Origin of the sequence: Streptomyces sp. NPDC056580 (assembly GCF_042793175.1) — a bacterium.
Taxonomy (GTDB): Bacteria; Actinomycetota; Actinomycetes; order Streptomycetales; family Streptomycetaceae; genus Streptomyces.
Window position 1 is genome coordinate 289,127 of sequence record NZ_JBHTVE010000008.1, and the last position, 17,965, is coordinate 307,091.

Annotated in this window: 9 protein-coding genes; 5 read left to right on the plus strand and 4 right to left on the minus strand. The window is 73.7% G+C overall.

Annotated elements, in window-relative coordinates; all coding sequences use genetic code 11:
- The first annotated feature begins 13 nt into the window (after positions 1-13).
- A complete protein-coding gene (gene moeZ, locus ACFQ9Z_RS20130; protein ID WP_383019431.1) occupies positions 14-1,192 on the plus strand; it encodes an adenylyltransferase/sulfurtransferase MoeZ in 1,179 nt (392 codons plus the stop codon).
- Positions 1,193-1,367: 175 nt separating this feature from the next.
- Here moeZ and ACFQ9Z_RS20135 read toward each other — a convergent pair whose 3' ends face one another.
- The 4 genes from ACFQ9Z_RS20135 to ACFQ9Z_RS20150 all read right to left on the minus strand — a co-directional run bounded on the left by ACFQ9Z_RS20135 (position 1,368) and on the right by ACFQ9Z_RS20150 (position 8,489).
- Positions 1,368-1,877 carry a lamin tail domain-containing protein gene (locus ACFQ9Z_RS20135; protein ID WP_383019920.1) on the minus strand — a complete coding sequence of 170 codons (510 nt, stop codon included), beginning with the start codon at positions 1,875-1,877 and terminating at the stop codon, positions 1,368-1,370.
- 444 nt (positions 1,878-2,321) lie between these two features.
- On the minus strand, positions 2,322-3,878 hold the full coding sequence (locus ACFQ9Z_RS20140; RefSeq protein ID WP_383019436.1) for an alpha/beta hydrolase: 1,557 nt from the start codon (positions 3,876-3,878) through the stop codon (positions 2,322-2,324).
- Between the two features lie 148 nt (positions 3,879-4,026).
- Positions 4,027-5,571: an alpha/beta hydrolase gene (locus ACFQ9Z_RS20145; RefSeq protein ID WP_383019439.1), complete on the minus strand. Its 1,545-nt coding sequence runs from the start codon at positions 5,569-5,571 to the stop codon at positions 4,027-4,029.
- 86 nt (positions 5,572-5,657) lie between these two features.
- A complete protein-coding gene (locus ACFQ9Z_RS20150) occupies positions 5,658-8,489 on the minus strand; it encodes a lysylphosphatidylglycerol synthase domain-containing protein (RefSeq protein WP_383019445.1) in 2,832 nt (943 codons plus the stop codon).
- Between the two features lie 185 nt (positions 8,490-8,674).
- On the opposite strand from ACFQ9Z_RS20150, the gene ACFQ9Z_RS20155 reads away from it, so the two are divergent.
- The 4 genes from ACFQ9Z_RS20155 to ACFQ9Z_RS20170 all read left to right on the plus strand — a co-directional run bounded on the left by ACFQ9Z_RS20155 (position 8,675) and on the right by ACFQ9Z_RS20170 (position 17,892).
- On the plus strand, positions 8,675-9,061 hold the full coding sequence (locus tag ACFQ9Z_RS20155) for an MGMT family protein (protein ID WP_383019449.1): 387 nt from the start codon (positions 8,675-8,677) through the stop codon (positions 9,059-9,061).
- Between the two features lie 275 nt (positions 9,062-9,336).
- Positions 9,337-12,648 carry an ATP-dependent helicase gene (locus ACFQ9Z_RS20160; protein ID WP_383019452.1) on the plus strand — a complete coding sequence of 1,104 codons (3,312 nt, stop codon included), beginning with the start codon at positions 9,337-9,339 and terminating at the stop codon, positions 12,646-12,648.
- A gap of 112 nt (positions 12,649-12,760) precedes the next feature.
- Positions 12,761-16,441 carry a UvrD-helicase domain-containing protein gene (locus ACFQ9Z_RS20165; RefSeq protein WP_383019457.1) on the plus strand — a complete coding sequence of 1,227 codons (3,681 nt, stop codon included), beginning with the start codon at positions 12,761-12,763 and terminating at the stop codon, positions 16,439-16,441.
- 47 nt (positions 16,442-16,488) lie between these two features.
- A complete protein-coding gene (locus ACFQ9Z_RS20170; RefSeq protein ID WP_383019460.1) occupies positions 16,489-17,892 on the plus strand; it encodes a dipeptidase in 1,404 nt (467 codons plus the stop codon).
- The last annotated feature ends 73 nt before the right edge of the window (positions 17,893-17,965 follow it).

Consider the following 17,965-nt stretch of genomic DNA (forward strand, 5'->3'; position numbering starts at 1 on the left):
CAACGGAGTCCCCGTGTCGCTGCCACCCCTGGTCGAGCCAGCCTCTGAGCTCACCGTAGACGAGGTCCGCCGGTACTCCCGCCACCTGATCATCCCCGATGTGGGGATGGACGGGCAGAAGCGGCTGAAGAACGCCAAGGTGCTCTGCGTGGGCGCCGGCGGCCTGGGCTCGCCGGCGCTGATGTACATGGCCGCCGCGGGCGTGGGCACGCTCGGCATCGTGGAGTTCGACGAGGTCGACGAGTCCAACCTGCAGCGCCAGATCATCCACAGCCAGTCCGACATCGGCCGCTCCAAGGCGGAGTCCGCGCGTGACACGGTCAAGGGCATCAACCCGTACGTGAACGTGGTCCTTCACGAGGAGCGGCTCGAGGCCGAAAACGTGATGGACATCTTCAGCCAGTACGACCTGATCGTCGACGGCACGGACAACTTCGCGACCCGCTACCTGGTCAACGACGCCTGCGTGCTGCTGAACAAGCCGTACGTGTGGGGTTCGATCTACCGCTTCGACGGCCAGGCGTCCGTCTTCTGGTCCGAGCACGGCCCCTGCTACCGCTGCCTCTACCCGGAGCCCCCGCCCCCCGGCATGGTCCCCTCCTGCGCCGAGGGCGGCGTGCTGGGCGTGCTGTGCGCGTCCATCGGCTCCATCCAGGTCAACGAGGCCATCAAGCTCCTCGCCGGCATCGGCGAGCCGCTGGTCGGCCGTCTGATGATCTACGACGCCCTGGAGATGACGTACCGCCAGGTCAAGGTCCGCAAGGACCCGGACTGCGCGGTCTGCGGCGAGAACCCGACCGTCACCGAGCTCATCGACTACGAGGCCTTCTGCGGCGTCGTGTCCGAGGAGGCCCAGGCGGCGGCGGCCGACTCCACGATCACTCCCAAGCAGCTCAAGGAGTGGATCGACGACGGCGAGAACATCGAGATCATCGACGTCCGCGAGCCGAACGAGTACGAGATCGTCTCCATCCCGGGCGCCCGCCTGATCCCGAAGAACGAGTTCCTCATGGGCACCGCCCTGGAGGGCCTGCCGCAGGACAAGAAGATCGTCCTGCACTGCAAGACGGGTGTCCGCAGTGCGGAAGTCCTCGCGGTCCTGAAGTCCGCGGGCTTCTCCGACGCGGTGCACGTCGGCGGCGGCGTGATCGGCTGGGTCAACCAGATCGAACCGGACAAGCCGGTCTACTGACCTTTCGTCCGCCGACCCGCGGCCACCCCGAAGCCCACGGCTCTGACCAGCTCAGATGCCGTGGGCTTCGGGCGTTTCTGGTGGTGTGCGGTGGGCGTGGCACGCCCCCGGGCGAGTGCCACGCCCACCAGCTCAGCGGGACCGCGGGTCCGCGCTCACCGGCGTGGGCAGACCGTCACCGGCGGTCGCGGTGGTCGCGGTCGCGGTGGTCGCGGTCGCCGTGGTGGTCGCGGTGGTCGCGGTCGTCGCGGTCGCCCCGGCCCCAGGAGGCGTCGTCGACGAAGCGGCCGTAGCCGTTGCGCAGGGTCGCCGTGTCGTTGCGGTCCCAGACGGACCGGTTGCGGTCCTGGAACAGGTCGGTGCGGGTGTCGTGGCCGTAACCGGTGTGGACGCGGACGGTGGCGCGGCCGGCCAGCCGGTAGTGGCGGAAGGTGTAGGTGTGGCCGTCCCTGTCGGACAGGGTCCAGCCGCTGAGGTTGATCGGGCGGCGCGAGTCGTTGGTGATGTCGACCCACTCCCTGTTGAGGGCGCGGTTGGAGCGGTCGTCGCGTCCCGGGGCGTCGTACCGCACGCTGCTGATGTAGACGCTGTCGCGGTGATGGCGGCCCGGGTGGTGGTCGGCGGCCGAGGCCGGCAGGGCCACGGCCCCGACGGTGGCGGCCGCCACGGCGGCGACGGCGGTCATGCGGCGCACGGATGCGGAAACGGTCACGAGGATCCCCCTACAGGAGTCCATGGCACCTCCGATGCGGATCTGCGGACGTGAGAACGCCGCAGGCCAGTGGTGGTGCGTTGTGCGGGTGGCGGCCGGCCGGCCGCGCACTCACACTGTGCAAGCCGTGCGCCCGGTTTGTGGGGGAGATGTGCGTGGCATTACGCGTTCAACATATTTCTGTGACTCTCTGCTGCAACATCCATGTATGACTCCAACGCCTGGAATTGAACCTTCGTCAGCAATGCGGCCGCTCCAGCACTGGTCCGTCCGGCTCGTGACGCCCACCCGGCGTCCTGCGCACCGGGTCGGCATCACCCGAAAGTGAGTAACAGGAACCACCCCTCCCGATCGGACTAGTCCCTTCCGGCGCGGCGGCGTCCCGTGCCGGAACGCCTCGTCCGCGCTCCGCCGCCGTCAGGAGCAGACCTTGCCGTCCTTCGGCACCGTGCCGCTGAGCAGGTAGGCGTTCACCGTCGAGTCGACGCAGTCGCTCCCGTTGCCGTAGGCGCCGTGTCCCTCGCCCTTCCAGGTGAGTTCCACGCCGACGCCCCTGCCCAGCTCGTCCGCCATCCTGCGGGCGCCTTCGTAGGGGGTCGCCGGGTCCCCGGTGTTGCCGACGAGCAGGATCGGCGCCGCGCCCGGGGCGCTCACCCGCGGGGTGTCGTACTGCCCGGCCACCGGCCAGTCGTGGCACCAGCCGGCCGTGTCCCAGCCGAGGTAGTCACCGAAGACCGGCGAGATCCGCTCGAACTCGGGCAGCAGGCTCCTCGTCCGGGCGAGCGTGGGCCGCTGTGCGGCGTCCAGGCACGATATGGCCCGCTGGGAGTGGACCCTGGTGCCGTAACGCCCGGAGGAATCGCGCTCGTTGTACTGGTCCGCGAGTGCCAGCAGCTTCGAGCCGTCGCCCTGCTCCGCCGACTTCAGGGCGGCGGTCAGCCGGGGCCAGCCGGCCTCGCTGTACAGCGGCAGGATGATGCCGGTGAGGGCGAGCGTCTGGGTCAGCTTCCGCCCGGACGCGGTCGGCAGGGGCCTGGCGTCGATCCTCTCCAGCAGCGCCGCTATCCGGCGCGTGCCCTCCCGCGGGTCCTGGCCGGTGGACCTCAGGTAGTCCTCCAGCGCCCGCTGGAAGCCCCGCGCCTGGTTCTTCGCGTGGCCCACCGTGTCCGCGGTCGGGTCGACCACCGCGTCGAGGATCATCCGGCCGACGCGCCGGGGGAACAGGTGGGCGTAGACGCCGCCGAGTTCGGTGCCGTAGGAGATGCCGAAGTAGTGCATCGTCCTGTCGCCGAGCACCTGGCGCAGCAGGTCCATGTCCCGTGCGGTGTCGGTGGTCGAGACGTGCGCCAGCAGCCGGCCCGCGGCCTTCCGGCAGCCCTTCGCGAAGCCGGCGGCGTCCTGGAAGTACGCCCGTTCCTCGGCCGGACTGTCCGGCGTGGCGTCCACGCCCTCGGCGGCCTCGATCTCCCGGTCGCTCCGGCAGCGCACGCCCTCACTCGCGCCGACCCCGCGCGGATCGAAGCTCACCAGGTCGTAGCGCTCGCGCAGTCTGGAGACGGTGGCGCCGTAGTACGGCATCGTCTCCACCCCCGAGCCGCCGGGGCCGCCGAAATTGAACAGCAGAGAGCCGATCAGGTCGTTCCCGGTGGCGCGTGCGCGGATCAGTGAGATGCCGATCGTCGGACCGCCGGGCTTCGACCAGTCCAGCGGCACCCTGAGCGTGCCGCACCGCCATTCGTCGCCCGGAGCCGCCGAGCCCCCGGTGGCACCGCACCGGTGCCAGGCGAGCCGCTGCGAGGTCAGCGAGGCGGGCGGACCGGCCGGGGACGCCGCAGGGGCGCCGGCCGCGCCGTCCCGTCCGGCCGGGCCCGTCCCCCTGCCCTCGTCGTCGCTCCCGCCCGGGCCGCTCCCACCGCACCCGGCCACCAGCAGCGCCGCGGCCACCCCGGCCGTCCACCGCAGAACTCGAAGCATGCGCACCCCCCTCGCAGGCCCTCCGCGTCGTGCCGCGGCAGGCGTTCCCGTCATGGTAGGCGGCGGGGAACAAGCCCGTGACGGGCTGTGGATAAGCCTGTGACCTGCGCGTTGTCCGGGGGCGGGCTGTTTTCGGGTGGGCGGGTGTTCAGGAACAGACCGTGCCCGCCTTCGGCACCTTCCCGTCCAGCAGGTATCCGTTCACCGCGCTCTGCACGCACTTGTTCTTGCTGTCGTACGCCCCGTGCCCCTGGCCCTTGTACGTCAGCTCGACGCCGACGCCCTTGCCGAGCGCGTCCACCATCTTCTTCGCGCCCTCGTACGGGGTGGCCGGGTCGCCGGTGTTGCCGACGACGAGGATGGGCGCCGCTCCCGGCGCGCTCACGTCGGGGTGGACGGCCGACCCCGGCACGGCCCAGCCGGCGCAGCTCAGCATGGACCAGGCCAGGAAGTCGCCGAACAGCGGGGAGACGGCCCGGAACTGCGGCAGCTTCCGCCTGATCTCGTCCGCGGTGTAGCGAGGCTTCTCGTCGGAGCAGTTGATGGCGATGTTCGCCGGGGTGATGTTGCTGTACTCGCCGTTCTCGCTGCGCCCGTTCATCGAGTCGGACAGCAGCATCAGGATCTTGCCGTCGCCCTCGTACGCCTGCTGCAGCCCTTCGGTGAGGTACTCCCAGAAGTCCTTCGAGTACAGCGCCTGGGCGATGCCGTTGGTCGCCGCGGTCTCGGTGAGCTGCCGCGGGAAGGCGCCGGGGATCGGCTTCCTGTCCAGGTCCCTGAGCAACGTGGCGATGCGGTTCTTGACGTCCTGCGGGGTGTCGCCGACCGGACAGTCCTCGATCTTCGACGTGCAGTCCCGGGCGAAGTTGTCGAGCGCGAGCTGGAACCCCTGGGCCTGGCCGAGCGCGCTCTGCTCCGGGTCCTCGGTGGGGTCGACGACCGCGTCGAGGGTCATCCGGCCGACGCGCCGGGGGAACAGGTGGGCGTAGACGCCGCCGAGTTCGGTGCCGTAGGAGATGCCGAAGTAGTGCAGCTTGCCGTCGCCGAGGACCTGGCGCATCAGGTCCATGTCGCGGGCCGCGTCGGTGGTGCGCACGTGCGGCAGGATCTTCTCGGAGTGCTTCGCGCAGTCGCCGTTGAACTCCTTGGTGCGGTCGACGAGCTGGGCCTGCTCGGCGCTGTCGTCGGGAGTGGCGTCCTGCTGGAAGTACTGGTCGAGCTGGGCGTCGCTCTGGCACTCCACCGGCATGCTCCGGCCGACGCCGCGCGGGTCGAAGCTCACCAGGTCGTAGCGGGTGTTCAGGGTGGCGTAGTCCTGGCCGAACGCGGGGAGCGTGGTGACGCCGCTGCCGCCGGGGCCGCCGAAGTTGAAGATCAGCGAGCCGATCCGCCTGCTCGGGTCACCGCTCGCCCTGGCCCTGATCAGGGCGATGCCGATGGTGTCGCCCTTGGGCCTGCTCCAGTCCAGGGGCGCCCGCATGGTGGCGCACTGCCACTGGGTGCCGTCCGGAAGCGGGGACGGCGTACCGCCGCCGCCCTGCGCCGCGGACGGGGCCGGGCAGTCCTTCCAGTCCAGTCTCTGCGTCGTCAGGTCCCCGTTCCCGGCACCGTCGCCGCACCCGGTCAGCAGGGCGGCCAGCAGCGCGGCGCTCGTGGTCAGGGCGGCGGCACGCAGCCTGGAGGGGTTCGCCATGCCTCCATCGTGCGCGCGTGGCGGCCGGGGCGCGCGGGACGCGGGCCGTCCGAGCTAAGCGCGGGCCCCGGCCCGCGGGGGCCCGCCTACAGGGCGCCCTTGCGGGTGAGCTGGTTGAAGGCGAGCCAGCCGGGCAGCACCGGCAGCCACAGCGTGAGCAGCCGGTACAGCAGGACGGCCGGTGCGGCGACCTCCTTGGGGAGGCCGACGGCGATCAGGCCGAGCGTGAGGCTCGCCTCGACCGCGCCGACGCCACCCGGGGTGGGCGCGGCGGAGCCGAGCGCGTTGCCGGCGAGGAAGACCACGGCGACGCTGGCGATGCTCAGCGAGGTCGACCCGTCGCCGAAGGCACGGATGGAGGCGTCCAGGCACATCACGAAGCAGGCGGTCAGCAGCAGCATGCCGCCGATGCCGGTGACGAGCTTCTGCGGCCGCTGGAGCACGTCGAGCATGCGCGGCACGACACCGGCGAACAGCGACCTCACGCGCGTGACGACGAACTTCCGCAGGAACGGCACCGACGTCACCACCAGCACCAGCACCGCCACCGTCAGCAGGCCGGCGATCACCGTCCGGGACGGCGAGAGCGACGGCGTCTTCTCGGTGCCCGTCAGGTAGCCGAAGGACAGCAGCATCAGGATGTGGCAGCCGAGCCCGAACAGCTGCGAGGCGCCGACGCTGGCGACCGCGAGCCCGGGGCGCACTCCGGCGCGCTGCAGGAAGCGCGTGTTGAGCGCCACCCCGCCGACCGCCGCCGGTGCCACGATCTTCACGAACGACCCCGCGACCTGGGCGCCCACGGTCCTCGGCAACGGCACCCGCTCCGGTACGAAGCCCAGCAGCGCCATCGCGGCGGCCACGTAGCTGAGCGCGGAGAAGGCCGCCGCCGCCAGCACCCAGCCCCACTGGGCGTTGGCGATGAGCGGACCGAACTCGATGTGGGTGAGCTGCGTCAGCAGGTAGTACGCGCCGATCGCGCCGGCGATGAAGCTGATCAGCGTGCGCGGCCGCACCCGCTCCAGGCGGGCCGGTTCCACGGGCGCCTGCGGCCTGATCCGCAGCACCTCGTGCCGGATCTGGGTGAGCAGGTCCTCCTCGCGGGCCTCGTCCAGGGCCTCGTCGATGGCCCGCTTCTCGGCCCGCTGTTCGGCGCGGACCGTCTTCTTGTCGGGCTTCCCGGGCGTGGGGCCGGCCGTCGCCGAGGCCTCCTCGAGCCGGGCCTGCTTGGCCTGCCGGGAGGCCTCGAGCACCGCCTCGCGCTCGCGCTGGGCCCGCTCCCGGCCCAGCCGGCGCAGCGTCGCGCGGGTGGAGCGCGTCAGGGCGATGGGCTGCAGCATGGGCAGGCAGTCGGCGACCGCGTCCGGACCGAGCACGCCGACGGCCGAGGCCACCGCCCGCTCGGCGCCCACCCGCAGGCCGAGCGTGGTGACGAGCTGGGCGACGTCCATGCGCAGCAGCAGGTCACCGGCGGCGATCTCGCCGCCGCGCAGCTCGGTGAGGATCACCCTGCCGGAACGATCCACCAGGATCGCGTCACCGGCCAGCCTGCGGTGTGCGATCCGCCGGGACTGCAGCGCCTGCACCTGGCGCCAGGTGCGGCGCAGCAGCTCGTCGGTGATCTCCTCGTCCGCCAGCGAGTCCAGCGTGCGCCCGCCGGTGTGCTCGTAGACGAGCATGACCGCGTCCGGGCCCAGCTCGGAGGTGGCGATCAGCTTCGGCGCGTTGGCGCCCGCCGCGATCGCCGCGTACGCCAGCAGTGCCTCCTGCTCCAGGGCCTGGCGCAGGGACTGCAGGCTGGAGCGGGTGGCGAAGCCGCGCAGGGTCAGGTTGCGCCAGGCCCGGTAGAAGAAGCCCTGGGCCTGCTGCTCCCGGTCGACGACCGTGACGTCCAGCGGCCGGCCGTCCTCCAGGGTGACGAAGTAGCGCCGGCCGCGGTCGCCGTTCTCCGACTCCACGGTCTCCTCGCGGGCCGCGGCGACCGGGTGGAAGCCCACGTGCCGGAGACCGGCCATCAGGGTCCGCCCGGTGGGGCGCACGTTCGGCGAGCCGACCGCGTACAGCGTGCCGTAGGCGACGGTCCAGCCGATCAGCACGGTCAGGATGATCGAGAAGGGGGTCGTGTAGCCGGTGACGAGCATCGAGAACGCGTCGAGCAGCAGCACGATCCACAGCACCGCGCGCCACCGGGGTCTGCGCGACATGCCGACGGCCGTCATATAGGCGATGACGGGCGCGAGGTAGCCGTGCACCGGGTCGGTCAGGGCGTGGATGTCGCCGGGCGAGGGCTGGGTGAGCGCCTCCTGGATGGAGTCGGGCGCGGCCCGGGCCACCCACAGGTCGGTGGCGAGGGTCACTCCGTGCGCGAGCACGGCCGCGAGCACGCCGTCGGCGATCCGCAGCCCGTCCCGTTTGATCAGCCGCTCGATCGCGAAGGCGACCGGCACCAGCAGGATGGCGATGCTGGAGGCGAGGCCGGCGATCTTGATCAGCAGGTCGGGGGCCTGTCCGGTGCCCTTGTTGATGTCCTGTTCGAGGCCCGAGGTGGTGCCGTGCGCGAAGGCGGCGACCGCGAGCAGCACGACGACCGCGAGCACGCCCACGAGCAGCCGCATGAGGTCGGAGGGACGGTGCACGCGCGCGGGAAGCAGCGGTTCGTCGCCCTCCACCTCCTCCGGGTGGGCGCTGTCGCCGGGGCCCCTGTCCGGCCGCGGTCCGCCGGAGGGCGTCCCCTCGACGGTTCCCGCCTCGTCGCCGCGCGCGCGCGTGGCGTCCTCGCGCGCGCCCTCCCCGGGCACAGCGGCGCCGCCCTCCCGGCCCGCCGCGCCGGTGGCTTCCCGGCCGGAGGGGGCGGCTTCGGGACGCGCGGACGCGTCAGGGGTGCCCGCCGCGCCTTCGGGGTGCACACCCTGCTGCTTCATCGTCTCTTCTTGGTCTCGTATCACCGGTCACCGCCCGCACGATGGTGGCATGCCCCACCGGCACTCGCGGGCATCAGGGTGCGGATGCGGGGTCGGACAGTCTGCCGGAAGCGCCGCCCGAGGGCGAGGGGCCCGCCCCGGCCTTCCGCGCCGCATTGTCGGTGGGGTGCGGCAGGATGGGGCGAATGAGCGAGCGGAGCCCTGCCGAGGACACCCGTGACGGGTGCGAGGACGCGCTGCCGGACTATGCCGAGCGGGTCCTCGAGGTCGCCGAGCTGATCCCGCCCGGGCGGGTCATGACGTACGGCGATGTCGCCGAGTGGCTCGAGGAGGGGGGACCGCGCCAGGTCGGCCGGGTGATGTCCCTCTACGGCAGCGCCGTCCCGTGGTGGCGCGTGGTCCGTGCCGACGGCGTGCTGCTGCCCGGCCACGAGCTCCGCGCTCTCGCCCACTACCGGGCCGAGGGCACCCCGCTCAAGGCGGCGGGCAGGAGTGCCGAGGGCCATGTGCCGCGGCTCGACATGAGACGGGCGCGATGGGACGGCGGCGCGGGCACGGACGGTCACACCTGACAGCTTCCGCCATCGGGGGCCCCCGACGGGAATCGGTGGCCCGTACGAGGGACATGAGGGACGTCCGTGGCATGACGTACGTTCGTGGAATGAGGGACACGCGTGACACCGGGGCCACGAGGGGCCCTGGAGCCACGAGGGAACAACCGGAAGCCCTACTTCCGTCCGATGCGGCGGCGTAGCGTCGCCTGCGCGTGTCCCCCTCACCCCGCGGCCACCGCCTCGCACGCGTGACCGCCCGCCCACCAGCACGACCACCAGGACCGGCGAACCACGTGAGCTCCTCCTCCACCACCAGCCGTCTGCCGCACCCACCGGTGCGACAGGGGAACAGTGGCGCCTACCGGCTGGTCCGCACCCCGCCCGCCGCGCCTGATCCCCCTCGACTGGACGCCGCGCAGCGCGCCGTGGTTGACCACGGCGCCGGGCCGCTGCTCGTCCTCGCCGGGCCCGGCACCGGCAAGACCACCACCCTGGTGGAGTCCGTGGCCGCGCGCATCGCCCGCGGCGCCGACCCCGAACGCATCCTGGTGCTGACGTTCAGCCGCAGGGCCGCCGTCGACCTGCGCGACCGCATGGCCCTGCGCATCGGCGCGGCCCGCGCCCCCCGGGCGACCACCTTCCACTCGTACTGCTACGCCCTGCTCCGCGCCCACCAGGACAGCGGCCTGTTCGCGGAGCCGCTGCGCCTGCTCTCCGGACCCGAGCAGGACGTCACCGTCCGCGGGCTGCTCGCCGGTCAGCCGGACCTGGAGCGGCTCGGCCTGGACCACGTGCGCTGGCCGGACGAACTGCGCGCCTGCCTGACCACCCGCGGCTTCGCCGACGAGGTCCGGGCCGTGCTCGCCCGCAGCCGTGAGCTGGGCCTCGGCCCCGGCGCCCTGGACGCCTTCGCCCGCCGCATCGGACGCCCCGACTGGCGTGCCGCCGCCGCGTTCCTCGCCGAGTACCTCGACGTCCTCGACCTCCAGGGCGTCATCGACTACGCCGAACTCGTCCACCGGGCGGTGCTGCTCGCCCAGCGCCCCGAGGCCGCGGCCCGGCTCGCCGCCCGGTACGACGCCGTGTACGTGGACGAGTACCAGGACACCGACCCGGCCCAGGTCAGGCTCCTGCACGCCCTGGCCGGCGGCGGCCGCACCCTGGTCGCCTTCGGCGACCCGGACCAGTCGATCTACACCTTCCGGGGCGCCGACGTGAACGGCATCCTGGACTTCCCGGCGGCCTTCCCGCGCGCGGACGGCCGGCCCGCGCCCGTCGAGGTGCTGCGCACCGCCCGCCGCTCCGGCGCCGCCCTGCTGGCCGCCACCCGCCTGATCACCCGGCGCATGCCGCTGACCCGCCTGCCGGCCGAGAAGGTGCGCGCCCACCGGGAGCCCGAGGCCGTACGCGACGGCGGCCGGGTCGAGGTCCACACCTACCCGACGCCCGGCACCGAGACGGACAACATCGCCGACATCCTGCGCCGCGCCCACCTGGAGGACGGCGTCCCCTGGAGCGACATGGCCGTCCTCGTGCGCGCCGGCTCCCGGAGCATCCCGACGCTCCGCCGGGCCCTCACCGCGGCGGGCGTCCCCCTGGACATCGACGGCGACGACCTGCCGCTGCGCCACGAGCCCGCGGTGGCGCCCCTGCTCACCGCCCTCAGGGCCGTGGCCACGGCCGAGTCACGGCCCGCGGAGGAGGAAACGGCAGGCGAGGAGCGCGACGTCTCCTGGCTCGACGCCGAGACCGCGCTCACCCTGCTCGCCTCCCCGCTCGCCGGCATGGACACCGCCGACCTGCGCCGTCTCGGACGCGCCCTGCGCGAGGAGGAACGGACCGCCGGGAACCCGCTGCCGGCGCCCTCCGACGAGCTGCTCGCGCGGGCGCTCGCCGAACCCGAGCGTCTCGTCGCCCACGACCCGGTCTACGCGCGCGGGGCCCAGCGCCTCGGCGCGCTGCTGCGCACCGCCCGCGAGCGCCTCGCCGCCGGCGGCACGGCCGAGGAGGCGCTGTGGGACCTGTGGCAGGGCACACCCTGGCCCGGCCGGCTGGAACGCGCCGCCCGGCGCGGCGGCGCGGCCGGCCGCAACGCGGACCGCGACCTCGACGCGATCTGCGCGCTGTTCGCCACCGCCGCGCGCGCGGAGGAGCGGGTCGGCGGCCGCGGCGCCCTGAACTTCCTGGAGGAGATCGAGGCCCAGGACATCGCCGCCGACACCCTCACCCGCCGGGCCGTGCGCCCCGACGCCGTCCGCCTGATGACCGCGCACCGCGCCAAGGGCCTGGAGTGGCGGCTCGTCGTCGTGGCGGGCGTCCAGGAGGGACTGTGGCCCGATCTGCGCCGCCGCGGCTCCCTGCTGGAGGCCGACCGCATCGGCCGTGACGGACTCGCCGAACCGCTCACCCCGGGCGCGCTCCTCGCCGAGGAACGCCGCCTGTTCTACGTGGCCGCCACGCGCGCGCGTGAACGCCTCGTCGTCACCGCCGTGAAGGCGCCGGCCGACGACGGCGACCAGCCCTCCCGCTTCCTGACCGAGCTGGGCGTCGAACCTCGGGACGTCACCGGCCGTCCGCGCCGGCCGCTGTCCGTGGCCGCGCTCGTCGCCGAACTGCGCGCCACCACCGTCGACCCGCAGGCGTCCGACGCGCTGCGCGAAGCGGCGGCGCGGCGCCTGGCCAGGCTCGCCGCCCTCACCGACGAGGACGGCCGGCCCCTGGTGCCGTCCGCCCACCCCGACCGCTGGTGGGGCATGTACGAGCCGACCGAGAGCAAGGTGCCGCTGCGCGACCGCGACCAGCCCGTCGTGCTCTCCGGCAGCGCTCTCGACCAGCTCGCCAACACCTGCGCCCTGCAGTGGTTCCTGGGCCGCGAGGTGAAGGCCGACGCGCCCGCCACCGCCGCCCAGGGCTTCGGCAACGTCGTCCACGTCCTCGCCGACGAGGTCGCCTCCGGCCGCAGCCCGGCCGACCTCGACGTCCTGATGGAACGCCTGGACTCGGTGTGGAACGCGCTCGCCTTCGACGCGCCCTGGAAGTCGGCCCAGGAGAAGGACAACGCGCGCGCGGCTCTCGAACGCTTCCTGAACTGGCACGTCCTGGACCGCACCGGCCGCACCCCGGTGGCCAGCGAGCAGGACTTCGACGTCACCCTCGCCGCGGGCGACTACCGGGTGCGCATCCGCGGCCAGATGGACCGGGTCGAGGCGGACGGCGAGGGCCGCGCCTACGTCGTGGACTTCAAGACCGGCAAGCAGGCGCCCAGCTCTGCCGAGGTGGCCCGCCACCCCCAGCTCGCCGTCTACCAGCTCGCCGTGCGCGAGGGCGCCGCCGACGCCGCCTTCGACGGCGCGCGCCCCGAGGCCGGCGGCGCCGAACTGGTCCACCTGCGGCAGGGTGCCGCCGTACGCGACGGCGGGGAGAACCTGCCCAAGGTGCAGACCCAGGAGCCGCCTGCGGGGGAGTGGGTCGGCGAGCTGCTGGCCACCGCCGCCGGGAAGGTCCTCGACGAACGCTTCACGCCGACCGCCGGCCAGCACTGCGCCCACTGCGCGTTCCGCGCCTCGTGCAGCGCCCGGCCGGAGGGGCGGCACGTGGTCGAATGACCTGCCCCCAGGCACCGTGACGTACGGCACCCTACGCGCTGAGCTGCGGTTCTTCCCGTCAGCGCGGTCCGCGTGCGCCGGTTGTCAGTGCTCGCCGCTAGCCTCTGACGACATGCCCGCCCGTATCACCGACCCCGAGCAGCTCAAGGAGCTCCTCGGCATCCCGTTCACCCCGGAGCAGACGGCCTGCATCACCGCGCCGCCCGCCCCGCAGGTGATCGTGGCCGGAGCCGGCTCGGGCAAGACCACGGTGATGGCGGCCCGCGTGGTCTGGCTGGTCGGCACCGGCCAGGTCGCCTCGGAACAGGTGCTCGGCCTGACCTTCACCAACAAGGCCGCGGGAGAACTCGCCGAACGAGTCCGCACGGCGCTGATCAAGGCCGGTGTCACCGACCCCGACGCCCTCCCGCCGCCCGGCGGGCACCCCTCGCCGGCCGGCCCCGCCGGGGCGGACAACGGCAACCCGCCGGGCGAGCCGGTCATCTCGACCTACCACGCCTTCGCCGGCCGGCTGCTGACCGACCACGGCCTGCGCCTCGGGCTGGAACCCACCTCACGGCTGCTCGCCGACGCCACCCGCTACCAGCTCGCCGCGCGCGTGCTGCGCGAGGCGCCCGGCCCCTACCCCGCGCTCACCCGCTCCTTCGCCGACCTCGTCAGCGACCTGCTCACCCTCGACTCCGAGCTCGCCGAACACCTCGTCGACCCCGAGGAGCTGCGCGCCTGGGACGCCGGCCTGCTGCACACCCTGGCCGGCGCCAGACTCACCAACGCCGACCTGCGCAAGGTCCCCGAGACCGCGGCCGCCCGCCGCGAACTCGCCGGCCTCGTCCTGCGCTACCGGGCCGCCAAGCGCGAACGCGACCTGCTCGACTTCGGCGACCAGATCGCGCTGTCCGCCCGCCTCGCCGGCATCCCCGAGGTGGGCCGCCTGCTGCGCGAGGAGTTCCGCGTCGTGCTCCTCGACGAGTACCAGGACACCTCCGTCGCCCAGCGCGTCCTGCTGTCGGGCCTGTTCGGCGGCGGCACCGGCCATCCCGTGACCGCCGTCGGCGACCCCTGCCAGGCCATCTACGGCTGGCGCGGCGCCTCCGTCGCCAACCTCGACGACTTCCCCGAGCACTTCGCCCGCGACGACGGCCGGCCCGCCACCCGCCAGGCGCTCAGCGAGAACCGCCGCAGCGGGGGCCGCCTCCTCGACCTCGCCAACCGCCTCGCCGAGCCGCTGCGCGCCATGCACGCGGGCGTGGAGGCCCTCCGCCCGGCCCCCGGCGCCGAGCACGACGGCACGGTCCGCTGCGCCCTGCTGCGCACCCACGCCGAGGAGACCGAATGGATCGCCGACTCCATCGCCCACCTCGTCCGCACCGGCAGGGCGCCCGGCGAGATCGCCGTGCTGTGCCGCACGGCGACCGACTTCGCCGAGATCCAGGGCGCGCTCGTCGCCCGTGACATCCCCGTCGAGGTCGTCGGCCTCTCCGGGCTGCTGCACCTGCCCGAGATCGCCGACCTCGTCGCCGTCTGCGAAGTCCTCCAGGACCCCGGCGCCAACGCCTCCCTCGTCCGCCTGCTCACCGGCCCGCGCTGGCGCATCGGCCCCCGCGACCTCGCCCTCCTCGGCCGCCGCGCCCGACTGCTGGTCGCCCACGCGCGGGCGGACGGCACCGACGACCCCGACCGCAGGCTCGCCCAGGCCGTCGAGGGGACCGACCCCTCGGAGGTGATATCGCTCGCGGACGCCCTGGACACGTTCCTTGAGTCACCCCTGCGCGAGGACGAGCGGGACGACGACGCACTGCCGTTCTCCCCGGAAGCGCGCGTGCGCTTCGCCTACCTCGCCAGGGAGCTTCGTGATCTGCGCCGCTCCCTGGCCGACCCGCTCCTTGACGTCCTGCACCGCGTCCTCGCCGTCACCGGCCTCGAGGTGGAGCTCTCCGCGTCCCCGCACGCGCTCGCCGCGCGCCGCCGCGAGACCCTGTCCAACTTCCTCGACGTCGCCGCCTCCTTCGCGGCCGGCGACGGCGAGGCCACCCTGCTGGCCTTCCTCGGCTTCCTGCGCACCGCCGCCCAGTACGAGAAGGGCCTCGACAACGCCCTGCCCGGCGGCGAGAACACCGTGAAGGTCCTCACCGCGCACAAGTCCAAGGGCCTGGAGTGGGACGTCGTGGCCGTCCCCGGACTGGTCACCGGCACCTTCCCCAGCGCCCAGGGCCGCGAGAAGTGGACCGCGCAGGCGAAGGTGCTGCCGCACGCCCTGCGCGGCGACGCCGACACCCTGCCCGACATCGGCTCCTGGGACTCCCGGGGCATGAAGGCCTTCCACGAGGCCATGAAGGAGCACCAGCGCACCGAGGAACTTCGCCTCGGCTACGTCACCTTCACCCGCCCCCGCTCCCTGCTCCTCGGCTCCGGACACTGGTGGGGCCCCAGCCAGAAGAAGCCGCGCGGGCCCTCCGACTTCCTCCAGGCCCTCCACGACCACTGCGCCGCGGGCCACGGCGAGATCGAGGCCTGGGCCGACGAACCCGCCGAGGACGAGGAGAACCCGGCCCTGCACACGGCCGGCGCCGACCACGCGTGGCCGCTGCCGCTGGACGACACCGCCCTGGCGCGGCGCCGCGCGGCCGCCGGGACGGTCCGCGCCCACCTGGACGCCCTGGCCGTCCGGCTCCACGCCGACCACGACCCCGGCGCCCCCGGCGACCCGGACTGGCCGACCCCGCCGGACGACGAGGACTTCCCGGCCGAGGAGGACTTCCCGCACGAGGAGGACTTCCCGTACGACGACGACCCGTACGGCGAGGACCCTTACGGCGAGCATCCCTACGGCGAAGACCCCGACGGTGAGGACCCGTACGACGAGCACTCCTATGACGGTGTGCCCTACGAGGCGCGGTCCGCGTACGGCGAGCACGCCCCCGCCCCGCGGGAGCCCGGCGGCTGGGGCGCCTGGACCGCCGAGCGGCCGGCCGTGCCCCACCAGGCGCCCGCCCCCGACGAGCGGGCCCGCCGCCGCGGGCACGCCCCGGCGCACCCGGCGCCCCGCACCCCGGACGAGACCCGCGTCACACCCGAGGAGGCCCGCGCCATCGCCTCCTGGGACCGCGACCTCGACGCGCTCACCGGAGAGCTGCTGCGCGCCCGCCGCGGCACCACCGACGTCCCCCTGCCGGCCACCCTCACCGCGTCCCAGCTGATGCTCCTCGCCCAGGACCCCGACGGACTCGCGCAGGAACTCGCCCGTCCCATGCCGCGCCCCCCGCGACCCGCCGCACGCCGGGGCACCCGCTTCCACGCCTGGGTCGAAGCCCGCTTCGAGGAACTCACCCTGCCCATGCTCGAGCCGGACGAGCTGCCCGGCGTCGAGGCGGAGATCGCCGACGAGCACGACCTCGAGGCCCTCAAGGAGGCCTTCGAGAACACCGAGTACGCCCACCGCACCCCCTACCGGATCGAGGCGCCCTTCCAGCTCACCCTCGCCGGCCGGGTCGTGCGCGGCCGCATCGACGCCGTCTACCGAAGCGGCGACGACGACCGCGTGACCTACGAGATCGTCGACTGGAAGACCAACCGCGCCCACACCGCCGACCCGCTCCAGCTCGCCGTGTACCGGCTGGCCTGGGCCGAACAGCAGGGCGTACCGCCCGAGTCGGTCACGGCCGCCTTCCTGTACGTGCGCACCGGTGAGGTCGTACGCCCCGAGGCCCTGCCGGACCGTGCCGCCCTGGAGCGGCTGCTCACCGACGATCACCCGGACCACCCGCGAGAGGCTGCCGGGGGCTCCCGAGTGTGACGAACAGCCCGCCGAGGATGCCCCTGCGGGCCGATAGGCTCGTGAGCATGAGCCAGACCCCGGACAGCGCCGTCCGCACGTACATCGAAGAGCACCGCGCAGCCTTCCTCGACGACCTCACCGCATGGCTGCGCATCCCCTCCGTGTCGGCCCAGCCCGACCACGCACCCGATGTACGGCGCAGCGCCGACTGGCTCGCCGCGAAGCTGGCCGAGACCGGCTTCCCGACCGCCGAGGTCTGGCCGACCCCGGGCGCCCCGGCCGTCTTCGCCGAATGGCCCTCCGGCGACCCCCAGGCACCCACCGTGCTCGTCTACGGCCACCACGACGTGCAGCCCGCCGCCCTCGAGGACGGCTGGGACAGCGAGCCCTTCGAGCCCGTCGTCCGCGGCAACCGCCTTCACGCGCGCGGGGCCGCCGACGACAAGGGCCAGGTGTTCTTCCACACACTCGGGGTCCGTGCCCACCTCGCCGCCACCGGCCGCACCGCACCCGCGGTCAACCTGAAGCTCCTGATCGAGGGCGAGGAGGAGTCCGGCTCACCGCACTTCCGCGCCCTGGTGGAAGAGCGCGCCGGCCGGCTCGCCGCGGACGCCGTCATCGTCTCCGACACCGGCATGTGGTCCGAGGACACCCCGACCGTCTGCACCGGCATGCGCGGCCTCGCCGAGTGCGAGATCCGTCTGTACGGCCCCGACCAGGACATCCACTCCGGCTCCTTCGGCGGTGCCGTGCCCAACCCGGCCACCGCCGCGGCCCGCCTGGTCGCCGCCCTGCACGACGAGCACGCGCGCGTGGCCGTCCCCGGCTTCTACGACGGCGTCGTCGAGCTGACCGACCGCGAGCGCGAACTGTTCGCCCAGCTCCCCTTCGACGAGGAGCGGTGGCTGCGCACCGCCAGGTCGCGCGCGACCCACGGCGAGGCCGGGCACACCACCCTGGAGCGCGTCTGGGCCCGCCCGACCGCGGAGGTCAACGGCATCGGCGGCGGCTACCAGGGCCCCGGCAGCAAGACGATCATCCCGTCCTCCGCCACGCTGAAGCTCTCCTTCCGCCTGGTCGCGGGCCAGGACCCCGACCACATCGAGAAGGCCGTCCGCGCCTGGGCCGCCGAGCGGGTGCCCGCCGGCATCCGGCAGGAGATCGAGTTCGGCGCCGCCACCCGCCCGTGCCTGACACCGCTCGACCACCCCGCGCTGCAGTCCGTGGTCCGCGCCATGAGCCGGGCCTTCGAGGGGCCCGTCCGCTACACCCGCGAGGGCGGCTCCGGACCCGCCGCCGACCTCCAGGAGGTTCTCGGCGCACCCGTCCTCTTCCTCGGCATCTCCGTCCCCTCCGACGGCTGGCACGCCCCCAACGAGAAGGTCGAGCTGGATCTCCTCCTCAAGGGCGTCGAGACCAGCGCCTACCTGTGGGGCGACCTCGCCGAGAACTGGCGGCACGCCACCTGACCGGCAACCGCCGTACGGGACGGGACCGCGCACGGGGCACACTGGAGGAACCGCCCGCACGCCCCGCCCGCCC